This window comes from Kyrpidia tusciae DSM 2912, from assembly GCF_000092905.1.
Classification (GTDB): Bacteria; Bacillota; Bacilli; order Kyrpidiales; family Kyrpidiaceae; genus Kyrpidia; species Kyrpidia tusciae.
Window position 1 is genome coordinate 883,388 of record NC_014098.1, and the last position, 16,810, is coordinate 900,197.

Genomic DNA, 16,810 nt, shown 5'->3' on the forward strand with positions numbered 1-16,810 from the left:
ATAATATCGTCAGGAGGTGGTTTCGGTGACCAAAGTGGTCAACGTCCACGAGGCAAAGACGCATTTTTCAAAACTATTGGCGCGTGTAGAAGTCGGGGAAGAGATCGTCATCGCGAAAGCGGGTAAACCCCTCGCCCGGCTCGTGCCTTATCGCGAACGGCCGACAAAGCGCGTACCGGGCACAGCCAAAAGTCTAATTGTTGTCGGGGAAGATTTTGACGATCCGCTGCCGGAGTCGATTCAGAGGTTGTTCGAACGATGAAGACCCTTCTTGATACGCACGTCTTCCTGTGGTGGATCACCGATGATGGGCGGATGTCCAAACGTGCAAGAGCGATTATCCAAGATACAAGGAATGAACTGTATTTAAGTGCGGCGAGTGCCTGGGAGATCGCGATCAAAGCCGCCCTCGGCCGAATACGCGTATACGAAGATTTGGACCGGTTCATGACCCAGCAGATGAACGAAAACGGTATTGTGGATTTGCCCGTCGAGATTCTCCATGCGCTCGGGGTCTATGGGCTTCCGGATTTGCACCGCGACCCGTTTGACCGCCTTTTGGTCGCCCAAGCCATACAAGAAGGCATGCCCGTCATCACCGCGGATGAGTGGATCAAGTGTTATGATGTTGAGACGATCTGGTGAGTGGAGCACTGCAAGATACGACAGAGCAGCCAGTTTGCCATTGGGGGACCCGATGTCTGATTTGTCTGGCTGGATCCGAAATCCGCGATTATGCAACCGGTGTGACGTCGGGACCCTTTCCTCCCATTACGTGTACCAGAAGGTAAACTCAAATCGTTGGATGACGCCGTCCACAACGATATCTTGATCAGGGTCGGCAAAACAAAGAGCGGGCATTTATCAGACTTGAGGGGATTGGTGGACGGCTGGCGACAGAACTCCTGGGACACCCTCCCACCTCTTGCCGAATCGCCTGCCGAAACGACTGTGTGAACGAGTGCTAGAGCCTTCTATGCCTTGCGACGTAAAGATGACAGGGAATGTCCCGGGTTGGGTTCTTTGGGGCACACTATCACTAAACCTTCACCAGAGCAGCCCCAATGAAGCGGCGGAATTTGTGCAAGGAATCCAGAATTCGGTCCGGGTCAATACCGCGCACGATGATGACCAAGCGAGAGACTGTATCTTCGTCAGGCCATTCGGACAAATGGATCGGGGGGTGCACGATGTGCTGAACGCCGTTGAGGACGATGGGGCCTGCGGAACCGACGTCCAGTAAACCTTTGATCCTTAAGATATGCTCGCCGTGGGCGTGCAACAACATGCTCAACCAGACACTGAAGGCACTCCAGTTCACCGAGCCAGCAAAGCGCAGCGAGAGGGAGGCCGTTGCGCTGTTGGAGTCACGGCGGTCAGAGACACTGGACGGGAGATCGTTTTGCAAACCTAAGTTTTCGCGGCCGTTTGCCGAGAGAAGATCTTTCAAGAATTCTGCTTCCTGCTCGATATGGCCGTTTTTAGCCGTAAAGATCGTTGCCGAGGGATTCATAGCTCTAATTTGGCGACCTAACATGACCACGCCCTGTTGATCTGCGATATCCGTCTTTGTGATGATCACCCAATCCGCGCTCGTTATTTGTTTTACCCATTCGGGGTGCGGGCCCAAGGGGGAGTGTGTCGTCGCGTCGACCGTCGTGATCACGCCGCCGATGCGAAACCGATTTTGTAACATTGGATCGGTGTAGATCGTGAACATAATGGGAGCGGGGTCCGCCAGACCGCTTGTTTCGATGATCACCCGATCGATGTGTTCACCGGAGTCAATGCGGTTGGCAACCTGTTGCAACACCGCGACCAAATCACTTCGCAATTGACAACAGACACATCCGCCCTTGAGCACTTGGGTTTCTTCTTTTACTTGTTGAATGAGGTATTGATCCAGTCCCACGGATCCGTATTCATTGATAACGATTTCTGTGCGGGCAGGGTCGATGAACTCCATAACATGGGCGAGAATCGTCGTCTTGCCGCTGCCCAGAAACCCAGTCAAAATGATCACGGGTATTCTTGTATCCGTTGCCATGACACTCTGCCTTTCAATCAGATTGGGATATGAACCGAAGAAGCGTCTCATCAAGAGGATCCGGCAGCCGGCGTGAGAGTCGTTCCGTTTCTTGCCACACCTCACTTAGATTTTGTGCCATAACCATCTGCCCTTTTTTATCGCTGACCACGAAACGAACTCCGTTCCAGTCGGAGACGGTGAGCCCGTAAAACGCAAGTATCTGGTTCAGCATGGCCACCATCTCCAACCTTCTTCTGCGGTGCAGGCGACTGTCTTCGCTGCCGGCGTAGGCCATATCGCTATCGTTCTCTTTTTGTACCCCTTCCGTCCAATGAACGCTTGTCACCAGATCGGCGCATAGAACGCACAACGCGGGTGCCCCCTTCGGTAGCAAGTTCGAGCAATCTGAACAGCCCGGCTGGACCAAGGACATCCAGCCGGACTCGATCTCACTTTTTGGCCTGAGTCCGCCCGATGAAATCATCCGCGATCTCGTCAAAGGTGACCCAGCGGACCCCATCGTGGGAATTGATGTGTTCGATCAGGCGTTCGTGCATGAGCAGAACTTGCGGGCGTCCACTCACGTCGGGGTGCACGGTCATGGCGAACACCGCATAGTCATACTCCCGGTATACCCAGTCAAATTGGTCCCGCCACATTTGCTCGATGTCCCGGGGGTTGATAAACCCGAAGCTGTTCGGCGATTTTTTAATGAACATCATCGGGGGCAAGTCATCCAGGTACCAATTGGCGGGAATCTCGACCAATTTGGTTTCTTCGCCCCTGACGAGTGGCTTCATCCACTCGGAAGCCGGTTTAGAATAATCGATTTTTGTCCAGTGATCGCCTACCCTTACGTAGTACGGATGAAAATCGTTGTGCATCAAGCTGTGATCATACTTGAATCCGTGTTTGAGCAAAAGTTCGTTGGTCACGTTGGAGAACTCCCACCAAGGTGCCACGTACCCAGTGGGTCGTTTTCCGGCGAGGCCTTCGATCAATTCGATCGATTTCAGCAACACATCTTCTTCCTGCTTAGGTGTCATGGCGATCGGGTTTTCGTGGGAATACCCGTGCGCCCCGATTTCGTGCCCCGCCTCCACGACCATGCGCATTTGATCCGGAAACGTTTCAATGGAATGACCGGGAATGAACCAAGTCGTCTTAATCTTATACTTATCGAACAATTTTAAAAGTCTCGGCGCACCGACCTCCCCGGCGAACAACCCCCGTGAAATGTCATCCGGCGAATCTTCCCCGCCATAGGATCCAAGCCAACCGGCCACCGCGTCGACGTCGACTCCATAAGCGACCAGGATTTCTTTCTTCGCCATCCGCGAATCCCTCCGCCTTCGTATTTATTGACTGTAGGCTTGAACAATCCTGTACATCTCTTCACGGCTCAGGCCACTGGCCAACATGAGCCCTAATAATATCCGCGCCTTTTCGCCGGCGAGGTCCCCCGCAAACCAGGCTCCCTTCCTCTCCAGGTCGCGGCCGCCCCCGTCTCCATAGATCGGAGCCACGGCGCCGGCGTTGCAACGGGAGGTCACGATGACCGGTACACCATCGCCAACGAGTCGACCAACAGCTTGCGCCACAGTCGGATGAGCATTTCCCCTCCCGTATGCTTGCAGCACCACCCCTTCGTACCCGCTGGCTATGCGCAAAACTTCCTCCCCGTCGGTGCCAAGCCCCAGTCGGATCAGGGCGACTCGGTGCGGTGGTAAAAGGGGCAAAAGCGGCCGATCCCTTTCCTCCCGAACGAGGAACACTTGGCCCCGATCGATCCTACCTACAGGCCCCCAGCCCGGTGCGCCAAATGCCTGAAGCGCATTGGTATCGATCTTTTTAACCTCTCGACCGGAATAGATAAACCCCGCGAAAACGATCACCGGTCCAAGGCCCGCGGCTTCAGGAGATCTGGCGACCAAAATGGCGTCCGACAGGTTCTTCGGTCCATCCGAAGACGGATGGCTAGCATCAAATTGAGCGCCGGTTAACACAACAGGCTTTTGTTTTGGTGTGACAAGAGACAGGTAGAAGGCTGTTTCTTCCATGGTATCGGTCCCATGGGTAATCACGACTCCATCGACTGCATCTTTTGCGAGGGCGCTCTGCACTGCTTTCCCGATCACATACAGTGTGTCAAAGGTGAAGGCATAGCTTCCCAACGTCACACTTTCCTGCACTTCGACATCGGATGCGCGGATCTTCTTGAGTAATTCTTGGCCTGGCAGAACTGCCTTCACATCTCCGTCGTCTTGAGGGAGTGCGGCAATCGTTCCACCTGTCGTAATCACTGCAACGTGTCCCAACCCCATTTTCACCCCCCCGCCACTATCCTTTCGCAAAATCTATGCCAAGCAACTGCGCGGGGAGCTGTCTATGGTTCGGGGGTTAATAGGTCATCTTGGGACCAATTGCAATGCTATTTGCCAAATTGCAATCCATACTTCTGAAACTTCCGCGTGATGGTTGATTGGTTCACCATGAGTTTTTGGGCAATCTCTCCAAGAGTTGACGTATCTCGTGCTGCCAGTTGAAGAAGCTGGGTTTCCATAATCTGCTGGGCTTGTTTTAACGGGAGTACCTCTCGCACCACGATGGGTTCATTCCTGTCAGGAGAATCGGCAGGACGCGGGACACCTTTACTGATGTGAGCGGGCAAGTCGTCTGCATCAATGATGTCATCCTCAACCGTCACAACAAGCCTCTCAATGAGGTTTCTCAATTCGCGAACATTGCCAGGCCAATCGTATTGTTCTAGGAGAGACATGGCCTTTTTAGAGAGGCTGACATTGTTCCGGTGGATTTTCTGGGCAAAATGGGACAAGAATTTGTTGACCAAGGGAACAATGTCTTCGCGTCGCTCGCGAAGGGGCGGGATGTAGACAGGGATCACATTCAACCTGTAGTATAGATCGCTTCGAAAGGTTCCTTTTGCCACCATGGTCTGGAGATCTTTATTGGTGGCGGCGATGATTCGGACGTCCACGGGGATTGGATTGTAGCCGCCGATTCGTGTGATCTCTCTTTCCTGCAAGACTCGTAACAGCTTCGCTTGAACACTTAAAGGCATATCCCCGATTTCATCCAAGAACAACGTGCCTTTATTGGCAAGCTCGAACAAACCCGCCTTGCCATTTTTTTGCGCACCCGTAAAAGCTCCTTTCTCGTATCCAAAGAGCTCACTTTCCAAAAGGGATTCGGGAATGGCCGCACAGTTGATCTTAATCAGGGGATAATCCGCTCGTGGGCTCAGCCGATGGACGTGATTGGCGAGAATTTCTTTACCCACGCCCGATTCCCCGGTGATTAAAATCGTGGAATCCACCACGGCAACCCGGCCGAGGAGAGACATAATGTCTTCCATCTTTTTGCTGCGATAAATAAGTGCTCGGTCCGTATCGGACTGCGATTCTTGAAGTTGGACGAATTGCATGCGATAGCCTTCAATGATCTCTTTTAGATTCCGAATCTGCTCCTCGAGCTCGTGAAGCTCCGTAATGTCTTTGGATGCGTTGACAACTCTCACGATATTTCCGGCACTATCACGAATCGGAGTACTTACCACCATGAGCCTGCGCCCTGTACGGGTTTGCTGCACGATCTGGACCTTTTTTCCCCGCTCCAAGGCAATTCGCGTCGCTGACGGATAGTAAACCCCTTCTTTCTCCAGCTCATAGACGGTTCTTCCGATCAGTTCTTCAGGCCGTTTCCCCCACAAGACTTCACAGGCGGAACTCACTCGAAGGGTAACACCTTTTCCATCCGATACATAGATAACATCGTAAGAATTTTCGAATATCGTTTGCAGGTCTTGGATTGTTGCTTCATATTCCTTCATCTGCTGCTTGATAGCACCGGCGATTGAGGCTTCTTCAAACACCAACACAATGAGATCATGATATTCCTTTGAATCCAGCGGGGCGGCGGAAAGCAAGTAGTCGGTTCCCAAAACCCTGATTGGATGGCCAAGAATCAGTTTCCGTTGTTTGCAGATCTCGTCCAATCGAATGGATTTCGAGTAATCTGGCAGGTATTCATATAGCCGCGAACCGGAAGCGTTCGCCATCATCAATTCTCCACGGACGTTGACCACTATGACGGCGCTGGGGAGGGATAAGAATGTGTCCTGGATCAATTGCGAATCAACGAGGTTTTTCAACTTGATGTAACGCCTCCCTTCATGCAAATTGGCAAAGTGCAATGCAGTTCTTGTCTATATTATAGTCGAATTCCAACGCAATGTCTCTTACACAACGACGAAACCTTCCTTCTTCAGCCGAGCCACGTTTGGCATAATCGTTGCTTGCTATTCAGTTTACAGGAGGTGATCCTGGGTTTGTCATGACAAAGAAGTCGAAATAACAGGTAATACAGATACCGCCAATTTAGAGGAGGGTTTCAGTAGTGAGTATAAAGCCGTCGGATCTAAATCTCGATCAAAACAGTTTGACGAGTCGGGACGTGACCTACGCCTCTATTGTTGCTCTTGTGGCTTGGACATTGTCCGTGTTCGACTTTATTTTGTTCGGCACGTTGCTGCCAGAAATGGCGAAAACCTTTGGGTGGTCAACGGCGCAAATGGCGAATATTGCGACGTGGGTTGCGGTGGGAACGTTCGTGATTTCGTTAACGGTGGGCCCCCTCACTGACTACCTCGGGCGAAAGAAAGCTCTTATCGTCACGACGTCCGGTGTGGCCGTCAGTTCGGGTTTGACCGCGTTGTCCATCTTTATCCCCAGCTCCATCTATGTTGTGCTTGTCCGGGCGCTCTCCGGGTTCGGTTATTCCGAGCAGGCTGTCAATACCACTTACCTATCGGAATTATACGATGATAAAAAGCGCGGCTTGCTCTACTCTTTTATCCAAGGCGGCTGGCCGATCGGTGTGATGCTTGCATCCATTGTGACCGCATTACTCGAGCCATTGATTCAATGGCAAGGGATGTTTGCCGTGGGCATCATTCCGGCAATCATTATTGTTCTTCTAGGAATCAAGCTAAAAGAATCGCCAAGATTTCTCCACCTGAAGCACGTTCGCACTCTTATGCGCCAAGGCAAACAAGAGGAAGCCGAAGCTTACGGAAGGGCCCATGGTATCAATACAGAGCGTTCCACGGGTTTCACGTACGCCCAGCTTTTTTCCAGACAGGACGGTTCTATGCGGACCACTTTATTTCTCGGGCTCGCCTTTATGTTGAACTGGTTTGCCATTGAAGTGTTTAATGTACTGGCCACCACAGTGCTAACAGAGGGGAAACACATCAACTTCGGGAACTCGTTGTGGCTCCTCGTTTTGGCAAACGCCGTGGGGTACGCAGGCTATGTTTTCCACGGATGGTTGGGCGACCGGATTGGGCGGCGGGAAACCATTGCCATCGGCTGGATTCTCGGAGGGCTCGCCTTTGCGGCCATGTTGTATGTGGCGAATGGATATTGGAGTGTACTCATCTTTCAAAGCATTGGAAGCTTCTTCTTGAACGGCCCGTACTCGGCCCTGTTTGTCTTTATGAGTGAGTCGTACGCCACCCGGATGCGCGGGACCGGCACCGCGTTTATTAATGCCATGGGTCCGATCGGCGGCATTCTGGGGGCCCTCGTGTTCTCAATTTTGGTATCGACGAATATGGGAGTGTTGGCGGCTGCGCTGATTGGAGGAGCGCTACCACTCACTCTGTCCGGCCTTGTCATTCTTGCGACCCGGCGCATCGAACCCGGCAAGTCTCTGGAGGAATTGGCTGCTTGACGAGCGGGGTGGCCTCAACGAGAACTGGGCCTGTGGAGATGGTGGACACCGGTGTGTGGTTGTCCACCAAATCCGCAGGTCTTTACTTGTTCTGGTCACCCCGGCGGCAACCGTGGTGCGTGGCACCATGGCGGCGGCAAGGGCGGTTTTCTCCGAAACAGGGTCTACATGTGCGGCGTGATCCCATGTACTGGTCACCCCGCAGCATCTCATGAATTGCGTTGGGTTCGGATTTCCCTCCACATGCGGTCGCGAGGGCATGTTGCATAGATCAAGCGTTTGCTTGAGCTCAACCTTGGGTGTTTCACGGCCTTGTTCCTCAACTCCCTCCGCATCCGCCGCCGCAGCTGCTCCCGCAGGAACTGCCGCCGTGTCCCGAGCTTCCGCAAGAACCGCCGCCACGAGAACGCCGATTCGTTTTGCCACGAAATTCCCCCCTGTGAGAATCGACTTCCCAGTCTCCAACGCCAGTGTACCGCCACGGCATAATTCCCGTAAACCCCAGAGGTCTTTACGTTGGCTTAACACTCGATCGTGACTTCGGGATTTTTCACCCACCTGGCGTTGCGGCCCTTCTCGACGCAGTGGATGTGGCCGCTTTTGCTCATCTTGTTCAGTACGCGGGTAATGGTGGGCCGGCTGATCCCCGGGCAAAGTTCCTCCACGTCCGATATCGTAAAATCCGCGACGAACCCGAGAACCACCTGTTCAATGCGCGCCTGTTTCCACCCCCGTTTTTGATGCTCCTGCCCGAGTTCTACCCGCTGTTCAAATCGCCGGTACGCCTCGAGGATGACGGTCAGAAAATATTTCAACCAAGGTGTCGGATCGTGCCCGGCTTCGTGCCAGCCCTGGGAGGACCTGTACAACGTGTCGTCGTATTGCTCCTTTGTGCCCTCAACAAAAGAGTCAAAAGCCTAGCCATGCGCCCGTTCCCGTCCGAGAAAGGATGGATCGAGAGAAAATCCAGCACAAAGTAGCCGATCAGAATGAGATCGATCCCCTGGCCCCGGTCCCGCGCCTGAAGAAAAGCCCGGCACAGTTGTTCTACCGCTTCGGGGGTTCGCCAGGCCGGCACGGGTACAAACCGCGTCCTTCTCTCTCCGGTCGGGAGCATTTCTTCAACGGTGTTGTCTGCGCGTTTCCATTGTCCTCCTCTCCCCGTAAACTTCATGAGGTCCCGGTGCAGTTGCAGGATGAGATTCGGCGACAAATTCATGTGTTCGTAATGTTCATGGATCGTTTTCAGCACGTCCCGGTACCCGGCGATCTCCGCTTCCGAACGATTCCGAGGTTCCGAGATTTGTCTCATGATGGAATCGAACCGCCGAGAAGACACGGTAATCCCGGGGAAGAAAAGGCCGCCGCGGCGTCCCGGCGGGAGGCTCTGATCGCCCTGGAGGCCGGCGTCCGGGGCGTCCGGACGACTCCTGGTCACACCGTCAAGGTGGAGCTCCGGGACTGGGAGGGGAAGGTGTTGCGGACGTGCTACCTGCCGCATTGGGAGGGGAAGTGAAAGGGACGCCGGGATAAAATCACAATCAATTGATTGTATTTTTGTGTGTTTTGGGGTACAATGGCGTTGTGAGGGAGAGGGGTTAGGGTTATGCCGCGTATCGCAGAACCAAGAGAAATCATCGATTTTCTGACAGCGGTCAAGCACGTGGCGGCCCGCCCCGGCGGATTCGATCTTATTCCGCGAAAGGAAACTCTGAATGTACTTGCCGAGCACGGTTGGGGACGCTCCTTTCCCCGGACGGTTGTCCGTTCCCTCACAATCCGGAATTACAGCCACACGGACGCCGACCGGGACCGTCCGGGTGAAATCTGGGTGTTCGGAACCAGAATACAAAGCGTTTCCTTCTACATCAAGCTGAAATTGGACCGGGTCGATGGCCGACACATGGTTAGATGCCTGTCCTTTCATCCCGAAAGGGAGGGCATGGAGCCGTTGCGGTTCCCGTATCAGGTGCCGTAATTACGAACGGAGGAGGTATGGGTCATGGAACACTACTGCCAGCATTGTGACCGCTTTCGACCGTCGCACACGGAAGAACGGGAAGAAACGTTCAAGGTGCGGGGGGAGGAGATCACGATCCGGGGTCCTTTGCGTGTCTGTGATGAATGCGGCCACGTGATGGGGGACGAGGAACTCGACGGGGCCTTGCTGGTCAAAGCCTACAATGAGTACCGGCGCCGCCATGGGCTGCTGATGCCCGAAGAGATCCGCGCGATCCGCGAGAAATACAACCTGTCCCAAGGGGCTGCCGCAAAGCTCCTGGGGTGGAGCCCGGCGACGTTCACCCGTTATGAGGGAGGGGCGATGCAAGAGGCGGCCCATGACGAATTGCTGCGCCGAATGCGGGATGACCCGGAATGGGTTCGTGGCCTTTACCGGCGGAACAGCCGTCGGCTTTCCGCCTTGCAGCGCCGCCGGGTGGAGGAAGCGCTGCAAGAAATTCATGAGCCTACCGAAGCCGACGAAATGGAAGAGATCATCGGGCGGCTGAACAAGGAAGGAGAGTTCAACCCCGGCAAGCTCTTTACCGTCGTCCGACTGATCGCCGAGAATGCCGGCAAGCTGTCGAAATCCGTGTTTCTGAAATACCTGTTTTACATTGATTTCCTGAATTTGAAATGGCACGGGGAACCGCTCATGGGCCTCGCTTACGTGAAAAACCATTATGGGCCTGTTCCGCGTTACCATGGGCTCCTGCTGGAATATTTGGAGGCGAGCGGTGCGATCCGTCGGGAAGAGATCGAGCGGGGCGGAGAGATTGTCGGCGAGTACGTGGAGGGCTTGCCTGTGGAGCGGGCCGAGCCGTTGGAAGAACATGAGCGCGATGTGGTGGATTATGTGATTGAGACGCTGAAAGGGATGAATGCGGAGCGCATCTCCGAGTTTTCCCATGAGGAGCCGGCGTGGATCGAGGCGCGGTTGAAAGAGGTTATTCCGTATGCGAAGGCCGAGACGCTGAGGATTGGGTGAAGCGGGAGGGGGACCTCCCGTTGATTTTTCTCCCGCTCCTCGTAAATAAGGCAAACAGGATATTCTTCTCGTCCTGCATGTTTCCCAGCCACCATGCGTACACTATGTACAGAACGCACACAAGCATGGTAGAATGGGGGCTGGAGGGGAATGCTGATGAACGTTGTCCTGAACGCGACGGATGTCCGGAAGGACTGGGGGCATTTCATCGACACCGTGGTCCGGGTCCGGCCGCAGTTTGTGAGGCGCAACCGCGACAGGTTCGCGGCCGTTTCCATCGAGCATTTGCGGTTTTTGCTGTCCGGGTATCGGTTCAAGGTGGAGTATCAGCAGGAGGACGACGGGACGTTCACGGGCACCCTGGACGTTTTTGACATCGCGGCCAATGCGCCGACCGAGGAGGAACTGAAGCGGGAATTGGCGAAGGAAGCCGTCGAGTACGCCAACGAATACATGGAGGAGTTCCAGTTGTATTTCAATGCTCCGAACCGGAAACACCATGCGCCGTATGTCCTGAACGTTCTTATCCAGGACGATCTGGAGAGTGTGGTGGGGCTGTTGGATGCCTAGCTGGAAAGACCTTCGGCGGTTCGATCCATCCGTCCCCGTCGTCGAGCAGCCCGACGGAAAAAGCTTCCCCGATCGCGCTCTGTGGGCTGTTGACCTCAAAACCTTCCCGGGCCAGGTGCGCTTGCATTAGCTTCCAGCTGAGCTCAAACGTAAACTCAAATCGTTGGATGACGCCGTCCACGACGATATCTTGGTCCGGGTCGATCGTGAGGCTTTCGCCCAGCCGACGAAGAGCTTTTTGGTAATCACGGTACTTTTCGGAGACCCGATTGGTTGACATAAATCTGCACCCCCTCCCGGTCGATGGCCTTTTTCAGAGATGGATTCGAGAGCCGCTGATAGTGAACCACGTCAAAACGAAGAGCGGTTCGGAGTTGTTCCAAAGCGTCCTGGAGCAGGTTCACATCCCGAGCGGTCAGATTGTCTCCGTACAGGCAGATGTCGATATCCGAGGATCTGCGGTAATCGCCCCGGGCTCGGGAACCGTAGACGGAGGCGTGTTCGACGCGTTCATTGCCGCTGAGGACGGCGACGATATCCTGCAACAAACGGTTGTCGATGCCGAAGCGGTCCATGAACATCCGCACCGTCCTTTCCGAGAGTGGCCGTCGACCGGGAGCCGGTCCGAGGCGATCCGGCGGTTGTCTTCCTTTTACCCGATGTTGGCGGGGATTGTCAACCTGGGGATGTTGGACATCACATTCACGTGGGAACATCTGGAGTGGGCCGTTCATGCCTGCTCAAGAGAAGAACCGGGACGATGGTCTTCTTCGAGAACGACATGGTATTCCCGGTTTCCGATAACGGAAAAGTCCCAATGGCGCTGTGTACCTTCCCCTCTGTCACCTGTCGCGGACGTGTTGAGCATGACGCGGCCTTCATTGGCGTAGCGCTTTCCGCGATCATATACTCTCTTGTCGGAAAAAAGCCAGTAAACTTTGGCCAAGTTCACTGGGAACTGTTCCCTATCGCGATCTTACCCGGCTCCATGATTTCATCCCGCGTACCAGTCTACACCATGTATCGTAGAGTTCGATGGTTTCCACCCGTTGCATGTTTTAAAGGAGCCGCAGGTGGTTGAACTTACGGATCCGTCGTCGATTGACACGTGTTTTTGGCCGTGTTAATATAGGGGGCGAGGGGTGTACGGAGGAATCGGCGTATGAACGGGAAGCCGGTCGTAGACCGCAACAGGCGCTATTCATCTACGGAAATCATCGAAATCCTCAAGGCGCATGGGTGGACACTAAAGCGCATAAAAGGCGATCATTACCACTTTTTTCATCCGGATCTTGGTGGCCCGTTGCCGGTTCCCCACCCCAAAAAAGACGTTCCGTTGGGCACCCAGCGAAACATTTTCAAGCGAGCGGGACTTTTGTAAGAGACACATGAACGGAGCGGGTGTGGGATGGCGATGAAGAGTAAAAAAACGACCGATGAAAAGTTCGGAAGTGACCTTCCTGACAGCTATTTCTACCCGGCCATTTTCACCTTTGGAGAGGACGGCGTATCCGTGGAGTTTCCCGACCTTGACGGATGCTTTACAGGCGGTTCCGATGTTCAGGAAGCACATCGGTTGGCGGAAGACGTGTTGGCCGGATATCTCTCTATTCTCGAAGAAGAAGGCCGGCCGATTCCCAAACCGAGCGTTGGAAAGAGATTCGATCTGCAAGAGAATCAAGAGGCAGTCCTGGTTCGAGCCTGGATGCCGCCTTACCGTGAAAACTATCGAACCAGGGCCGTTAAAAAAACTGTGACCTTACCGAGTTGGTTAAAGAAAGCGGCGGAAGAGCGTCACATTAACTTTTCCCGCGTCCTCCAAGAAGCTTTGATGAAGCAGCTTGGTATCACGGTAAAGTCGGGATCGTCGGACTCTGAGGACTGGATCGAATAAACATCGGCGACAATCGCTCGAGTTCACCGGAACCAAGCTGAAACGGGTTAAAATCAAAGGCCCCCGATCCAATGAGGACAGCGGGGGCCTTTGCTCGCAAAGCTCGCCGACCCTGCCAGGCTCCTTTTCAGACCGCCGAGTCCGGTTCTCGCGACGATTCTCCATCCCGCTCCCACACCCGCCCGTTGCCGGATGGAGGGACCGGTACGTTTGACCCATCCGAAAGGTTATACCTAGCGACCGGTGAAAAGCACCGGCTTTCCGGTGAAGGCGTCGATGTACTGGATCGGGTGATTCGGATCGAACTCATACACCAACTGGCCTTGCGGGGCCGCCTGATTGCCGAATGCCGGCGATGTGTACGCCAGCCGGGTTGATGTGGCTCGGCTGTGCCGCGGGGGAAACGGCTGAGCCCTGCGGAGCCGGGGGACCCGCTGGCGGGCGGGTTCCCCGTTTGCCCGGCGGCGGTGGGCGCGACGGTGTCCGGCGTGGTGGCAGAGTCGGGCGCCGCGGCGGGGCCGGCGTCATAGCCAGGCCGGGAGTCCCGGCGGGGACGGACGTCGAAGTAGAGCCGGACACTGCGGCGAGGCCGGGCGGCTCACCCGGGGCGGCGTGCACGGGGCCGCTCGGGACGGGATGCCCGGTGGAGAGAACGGCCAGGGTCGCTGCCGAGACGGCGGTCTTATAAAACCGTTTCACCAAATTCTTCCTCCAGATAGGAATGATAGGAATGATAGGAATGATAGGAATGGTTTGTAAAAATATTCAATGTCATTGTACAATTGGATATGGTTTCCTGTCAAGGTGCCGCGAGCCAAAGCAGTGCTGACGCATGAACCGGTGTAGAAAAAATTCGGAGGCAGCTGAGGCGGCCCCGGACTCTGAATCCCTTCTGCCTGTAGGGTGTCCCTGTAAAGGAGAATCGCCCTGAATGACGGGAAAATCCATTTCTGTTGATCATTGGATCCCCAGAGGTTACAGCTCCCCTCCCCCACAGAACGATGTTGCAAGATATTCCTGTTAAAACGCCATCGTCAGCCGCGGAGGACCTTGGCAACGCGCCAGCAGCCAGTCCCGATCCATCCACCCCTGCGTCCAGCTTTCGTACAGAAACTTCAACGTCCCGCTAAAGCCCAGTTCCCGCACTTTCTTCATCAGCCCTTCGGTATGCAAGGCCATGACGTTCACCAGATGGCCGAGGTGCATCAGCACGTGCCAGTTTCGCATCGCCGTCCAGTCGGTGGAGTACAGGTGCTCATACTCGTATCCCCGGTGCTTCTCCGTCAGGATCTGTTCCTCAATGTCCCATCGGTGGCGTGCCGCACGATTGCAGCGGTTCACCACATTTTGTGCCGTCAGCGGCTGCCCGGACACCCACGCCCAATGCGCCTCCTGCTGCTTCCCCCCCTCTTCCCAAAACTCTGTACATCCCACGACATGCACCTTAAGCCGACGGCGCGCCCCGGAAGCCTCCCTGAAATCATAGTCGATCTGATTGATCCACCAAAAGATTTGCTCGCGATTGCCCCACCGGTGTCTCCGCTCGTTGGGTTCGATCTTTCTCAAGCCTTTGACCTCTTCCCACACACTGGGCAAACAGCTTTGGGGCAGGACAAACATAAAGTCCAGATGCAGATCCCGACACAGCGCCATCATCGGCCCGTTGGGGTACAGCCCATCGGCCACCACCAAGATCCGCAATTTGGGAAACATCTTGCGCAGGCGGGTCAGCAGCCGTTTGCAGGCCTTCAGTTCACTGTCTTGCTTCTCGAACTCCTGCTGCTCAGCCGCATTCTCGCAAAACTCCGTGAGAAACGGGAGGACCACCCCTTGAGGGCTGACAAGGCTAGCCTCCAGGGCATAGGCCATGGACGAGACCTCGTTCTCCCCGTGCCGACGATGCAAAGCCTCCGAGGCCCAGGGCTGCCCCCGACTCGCCTTTTGGGTCCCGTCTATGGCGATCACGTATTGCTTCTCGACCAACAGCGCCTTCAGTCGTCCCGACCGCAGAAGGCGCTTCACCGTCGCCGTCATCACCTCCTCGAGCTCCCCCGGATTGATCCGTTCCAAGATCCGCTGCACCGTGTCCATATGCGGGATGGTTTCCACCTCCGGAAAGATCTCCCGAAAGTGTTCCCAAAACGTTGGACGCGTCAGTTCCCGATTGGCTCTTCTGCGGGAGGCATACTGAAAGATAAACATGAACAGCCCAAACGTCAGAAGCACAGTCAGTTTGTGCCGAATGCTCCCTGGACGTCGGGGGTCGGCAATCCGCGAAAACTTCTCCATCAAGCCCGGCAACAACGCTCGCCAAACCGGCAACTGGGCTTCCACGGCCGTTTGCCGGTCCGCTCGCTCCTCCTCGCTGTTTCGATACGAGCTTTTCCGATTCGGAAGGGTCCAGGGGTGAATCGACTCGGGATTCCGAAGCGTCATCTCGATTCCCCCCACTCGTCTTCCACAAGCTGTGGAAAGGGTTCGACCAACCGCTTCCGCCAGTCCCGCACCAGCGGATAGACCCAGATCGATTTCACGGACGTTCCATACTCGAAGAATCGATCCTGTCTTCCTCGTCCCGCCGTCTTCCCGATCTCGATCCAGTTGGCCGCTCGGTAGCAAGTCCCTGGATATTGGGGTTCGATAAACGTCTCCAAAAGAACCGGTTCAAACCCATAGCGCGCCTTCCAATCCGCTCGAATCCGCCGGGCCGCCAACGCAAGCGCATGACTGGCCAGATGGGGAATCTGTACACCCGGCAGAATCAGAAACCGATTGTTGTTCACGATTCGTGGGCGATACCGCCTGCGCTGCTCCGCCGTCCATCCGATCCACTGATCCCGTGCAGCCAGGGCCTTCGCCGCAGCCCCAAACAACATCGCCCCCACAATGACCGGTCCGTTTGGCCCCTGTGCCCGGATCCAGTACTGGATGCGGGCCCCGATCCCACGAAGGTACCCCAACGGGTGATACGTCGCCATGGTCGCGTTCCAGTCTGCCCGTTCTTCCGGACGGACCGGCTCCACGATGACCGGAAGGACATCCCGCAGGCACGCCTGAAGCTGGGTTTGTACCACCCCCCCTCTTCGTTCCCGGCACCCTCGGGGACCCTGGGCTCGCAAGGGCGGAAGAGTAATCACTCCTTTTTGCTCGAGTTTTAGAAGCAGCTTGTGGCAGGCTTCGACTTTCAGCCGGCCATTCGGGGACTTCCACGGCAGATTCTCACACAAGGTCGCCGCGATTTCCTCTCGACTCAAGCGGGAAAACCGCTGGACCGTGTTTCGAATCAATTCCAGGTCCGCCTCGCGAAACTCTCGGTCGCCAATCCAAAAGGGTACGTCCATCTGAGACTCACCTCTCGACATCATCTCCAAGGTTATCATCTCAGATGGGCTCAGAACTGTCCAGTCGTATTTGCAATCAAATTTTCTTGAGACGCGCTCTGAAGTCAAGCGTCCCAAGGGCTTCCCGGTTCATGCGTCAGCACTGGAGCCAAAGCCATTCAGTGCAAATCGGAATCGCATCCTGAAACGCAGTGACGGCCATCCTCGGCTCTCCCCGCCGTTTCTGGATTTGT

Annotated in this window: 21 protein-coding genes; 10 read left to right on the plus strand and 11 right to left on the minus strand. The window is 55.2% G+C overall.

The features are described 5' to 3' along the window. Nucleotides 1-25 precede the first annotated feature (25 nt). Together BTUS_RS04490 and BTUS_RS04495 are read left to right on the plus strand one after the other, a co-directional pair. A complete protein-coding gene (locus BTUS_RS04490) occupies nucleotides 26-262 on the plus strand; it encodes a type II toxin-antitoxin system Phd/YefM family antitoxin (RefSeq protein WP_013074928.1) in 237 nt (78 codons plus the stop codon). Further along, entirely contained in the window at nucleotides 259-645 is a 387-nt protein-coding gene (locus BTUS_RS04495; RefSeq protein ID WP_013074929.1) for a type II toxin-antitoxin system VapC family toxin, read from the plus strand. Before BTUS_RS04490 ends, BTUS_RS04495 begins: the two co-directional genes overlap by 4 nt. Nucleotides 646-1,039: 394 nt before the next feature. On the opposite strand, the gene BTUS_RS04500 is transcribed toward BTUS_RS04495, so the two are convergent. The 5 genes from BTUS_RS04500 to BTUS_RS04520 form a co-directional block, all read right to left on the minus strand. Then, nucleotides 1,040-2,047 (minus strand): CobW family GTP-binding protein, encoded by a 1,008-nt coding sequence (locus tag BTUS_RS04500; protein WP_013074930.1) that lies wholly within the window; start codon nucleotides 2,045-2,047, stop codon nucleotides 1,040-1,042. Between the two features lie 13 nt (nucleotides 2,048-2,060). Continuing rightward, the gene (locus BTUS_RS04505) at nucleotides 2,061-2,399 is read right to left on the minus strand and encodes a hypothetical protein (RefSeq protein WP_013074931.1); all 339 of its coding nucleotides are present in this window, start codon (nucleotides 2,397-2,399) and stop codon (nucleotides 2,061-2,063) included. A 79-nt stretch (nucleotides 2,400-2,478) separates the two neighbouring features. After that, nucleotides 2,479-3,363 (minus strand): polysaccharide deacetylase family protein, encoded by an 885-nt coding sequence (locus tag BTUS_RS04510; RefSeq protein ID WP_013074932.1) that lies wholly within the window; start codon nucleotides 3,361-3,363, stop codon nucleotides 2,479-2,481. A gap of 24 nt (nucleotides 3,364-3,387) precedes the next feature. Next, entirely contained in the window at nucleotides 3,388-4,353 is a 966-nt protein-coding gene (locus BTUS_RS04515; protein WP_013074933.1) for an asparaginase, read from the minus strand. 107 nt (nucleotides 4,354-4,460) lie between these two features. Further along, a complete protein-coding gene (locus tag BTUS_RS04520) occupies nucleotides 4,461-6,200 on the minus strand; it encodes a sigma-54 interaction domain-containing protein (RefSeq protein ID WP_013074934.1) in 1,740 nt (579 codons plus the stop codon). Between the two features lie 245 nt (nucleotides 6,201-6,445). Here BTUS_RS04520 and BTUS_RS04525 point away from each other — a divergent pair, with 245 nt between their 5' ends. Beyond that, nucleotides 6,446-7,783: an MFS transporter gene (locus BTUS_RS04525; protein WP_013074935.1), complete on the plus strand. Its 1,338-nt coding sequence runs from the start codon at nucleotides 6,446-6,448 to the stop codon at nucleotides 7,781-7,783. Nucleotides 7,784-8,304: 521 nt separating this feature from the next. On the opposite strand, the gene BTUS_RS16685 is transcribed toward BTUS_RS04525, so the two are convergent. Both BTUS_RS16685 and BTUS_RS18325 read right to left on the minus strand, forming a co-directional pair. Continuing rightward, the gene (locus BTUS_RS16685; protein ID WP_083780029.1) at nucleotides 8,305-8,598 is read right to left on the minus strand and encodes a Fic family protein; all 294 of its coding nucleotides are present in this window, start codon (nucleotides 8,596-8,598) and stop codon (nucleotides 8,305-8,307) included. Next, nucleotides 8,595-9,095: a Fic family protein gene (locus tag BTUS_RS18325; protein WP_169307936.1), complete on the minus strand. Its 501-nt coding sequence runs from the start codon at nucleotides 9,093-9,095 to the stop codon at nucleotides 8,595-8,597. Before BTUS_RS18325 ends, BTUS_RS16685 begins: the two co-directional genes overlap by 4 nt. Here BTUS_RS18325 and BTUS_RS18330 point away from each other — a divergent pair. The 4 genes from BTUS_RS18330 to BTUS_RS04545 all read left to right on the plus strand — a co-directional run bounded on the left by BTUS_RS18330 (nucleotide 9,087) and on the right by BTUS_RS04545 (nucleotide 11,342). Further along, nucleotides 9,087-9,299 carry a hypothetical protein gene (locus tag BTUS_RS18330; RefSeq protein WP_169307937.1) on the plus strand — a complete coding sequence of 71 codons (213 nt, stop codon included), beginning with the start codon at nucleotides 9,087-9,089 and terminating at the stop codon, nucleotides 9,297-9,299. The genes BTUS_RS18325 and BTUS_RS18330 overlap by 9 nt on opposite strands. Nucleotides 9,300-9,389: 90 nt before the next feature. Beyond that, nucleotides 9,390-9,761, plus strand: coding sequence for a hypothetical protein (locus tag BTUS_RS18335; RefSeq protein ID WP_013074936.1), 372 nt, complete (start codon nucleotides 9,390-9,392; stop codon nucleotides 9,759-9,761). Nucleotides 9,762-9,785: 24 nt separating this feature from the next. Further along, nucleotides 9,786-10,772 (plus strand): type II TA system antitoxin MqsA family protein, encoded by a 987-nt coding sequence (locus tag BTUS_RS04540; RefSeq protein WP_013074937.1) that lies wholly within the window; start codon nucleotides 9,786-9,788, stop codon nucleotides 10,770-10,772. A gap of 156 nt (nucleotides 10,773-10,928) precedes the next feature. Then, nucleotides 10,929-11,342 carry a hypothetical protein gene (locus BTUS_RS04545; RefSeq protein WP_013074938.1) on the plus strand — a complete coding sequence of 138 codons (414 nt, stop codon included), beginning with the start codon at nucleotides 10,929-10,931 and terminating at the stop codon, nucleotides 11,340-11,342. Here the strand turns inward: BTUS_RS04545 and BTUS_RS19205 are convergent. Further along, nucleotides 11,296-11,622 carry an HI0074 family nucleotidyltransferase substrate-binding subunit gene (locus tag BTUS_RS19205; RefSeq protein WP_083780031.1) on the minus strand — a complete coding sequence of 109 codons (327 nt, stop codon included), beginning with the start codon at nucleotides 11,620-11,622 and terminating at the stop codon, nucleotides 11,296-11,298. The genes BTUS_RS04545 and BTUS_RS19205 overlap by 47 nt on opposite strands. Further along, the gene (locus BTUS_RS04550) at nucleotides 11,588-11,923 is read right to left on the minus strand and encodes a nucleotidyltransferase family protein (RefSeq protein WP_013074939.1); all 336 of its coding nucleotides are present in this window, start codon (nucleotides 11,921-11,923) and stop codon (nucleotides 11,588-11,590) included. Before BTUS_RS04550 ends, BTUS_RS19205 begins: the two co-directional genes overlap by 35 nt. 581 nt (nucleotides 11,924-12,504) lie before the next feature. Between BTUS_RS04550 and BTUS_RS04555 the strand changes: the two genes are divergently transcribed. The 3 genes from BTUS_RS04555 to BTUS_RS18340 all read left to right on the plus strand — a co-directional run bounded on the left by BTUS_RS04555 (nucleotide 12,505) and on the right by BTUS_RS18340 (nucleotide 13,766). After that, the gene (locus BTUS_RS04555) at nucleotides 12,505-12,723 is read left to right on the plus strand and encodes a type II toxin-antitoxin system HicA family toxin (RefSeq protein ID WP_013074940.1); all 219 of its coding nucleotides are present in this window, start codon (nucleotides 12,505-12,507) and stop codon (nucleotides 12,721-12,723) included. Between the two features lie 27 nt (nucleotides 12,724-12,750). Further along, on the plus strand, nucleotides 12,751-13,236 hold the full coding sequence (locus BTUS_RS04560; RefSeq protein WP_013074941.1) for a type II toxin-antitoxin system HicB family antitoxin: 486 nt from the start codon (nucleotides 12,751-12,753) through the stop codon (nucleotides 13,234-13,236). 389 nt (nucleotides 13,237-13,625) lie between these two features. After that, a complete protein-coding gene (locus BTUS_RS18340) occupies nucleotides 13,626-13,766 on the plus strand; it encodes a hypothetical protein (protein WP_169307938.1) in 141 nt (46 codons plus the stop codon). 490 nt (nucleotides 13,767-14,256) lie between these two features. Here the strand turns inward: BTUS_RS18340 and BTUS_RS04570 are convergent, their stop codons facing one another. Beyond that, complete coding sequence (locus BTUS_RS04570) at nucleotides 14,257-15,672, minus strand: transposase family protein (RefSeq protein ID WP_013074942.1); 1,416 nt, start codon at nucleotides 15,670-15,672, stop codon at nucleotides 14,257-14,259. Further along, nucleotides 15,669-16,577 carry a Druantia anti-phage system protein DruA gene (locus tag BTUS_RS04575; protein ID WP_013074943.1) on the minus strand — a complete coding sequence of 303 codons (909 nt, stop codon included), beginning with the start codon at nucleotides 16,575-16,577 and terminating at the stop codon, nucleotides 15,669-15,671. The genes BTUS_RS04570 and BTUS_RS04575 overlap by 4 nt, the downstream gene beginning before the upstream one ends. Between the last annotated feature and the right edge of the window lie 233 nt (nucleotides 16,578-16,810).

What these genes read in the sequence shown, in the direction of transcription:
- BTUS_RS04495 (WP_013074929.1), top strand. Translation starts at nt 259, where the DNA reads ATGAAGACCCTTCTTGATACGCACGTCTTCCTGTGGTGGATCACCGAT.
- BTUS_RS04500 (WP_013074930.1), bottom strand. Translation starts at nt 2,047, where the DNA reads ATGGCAACGGATACAAGAATACCCGTGATCATTTTGACTGGGTTTCTG.
- BTUS_RS04510 (WP_013074932.1), bottom strand. Translation starts at nt 3,363, where the DNA reads ATGGCGAAGAAAGAAATCCTGGTCGCTTATGGAGTCGACGTCGACGCG.
- BTUS_RS04515 (WP_013074933.1), bottom strand. Translation starts at nt 4,353, where the DNA reads ATGGGGTTGGGACACGTTGCAGTGATTACGACAGGTGGAACGATTGCC.
- BTUS_RS18325 (WP_169307936.1), bottom strand. Translation starts at nt 9,095, where the DNA reads ATGAGACAAATCTCGGAACCTCGGAATCGTTCGGAAGCGGAGATCGCC.
- BTUS_RS18335 (WP_013074936.1), top strand. Translation starts at nt 9,390, where the DNA reads ATGCCGCGTATCGCAGAACCAAGAGAAATCATCGATTTTCTGACAGCG.
- BTUS_RS04540 (WP_013074937.1), top strand. Translation starts at nt 9,786, where the DNA reads ATGGAACACTACTGCCAGCATTGTGACCGCTTTCGACCGTCGCACACG.
- BTUS_RS04545 (WP_013074938.1), top strand. Translation starts at nt 10,929, where the DNA reads ATGAACGTTGTCCTGAACGCGACGGATGTCCGGAAGGACTGGGGGCAT.
- BTUS_RS19205 (WP_083780031.1), bottom strand. Translation starts at nt 11,622, where the DNA reads ATGTCAACCAATCGGGTCTCCGAAAAGTACCGTGATTACCAAAAAGCT.
- BTUS_RS04550 (WP_013074939.1), bottom strand. Translation starts at nt 11,923, where the DNA reads ATGTTCATGGACCGCTTCGGCATCGACAACCGTTTGTTGCAGGATATC.
- BTUS_RS04555 (WP_013074940.1), top strand. Translation starts at nt 12,505, where the DNA reads ATGAACGGGAAGCCGGTCGTAGACCGCAACAGGCGCTATTCATCTACG.
- BTUS_RS04560 (WP_013074941.1), top strand. Translation starts at nt 12,751, where the DNA reads ATGGCGATGAAGAGTAAAAAAACGACCGATGAAAAGTTCGGAAGTGAC.
- BTUS_RS04570 (WP_013074942.1), bottom strand. Translation starts at nt 15,672, where the DNA reads ATGACGCTTCGGAATCCCGAGTCGATTCACCCCTGGACCCTTCCGAAT.
- BTUS_RS04575 (WP_013074943.1), bottom strand. Translation starts at nt 16,577, where the DNA reads ATGGACGTACCCTTTTGGATTGGCGACCGAGAGTTTCGCGAGGCGGAC.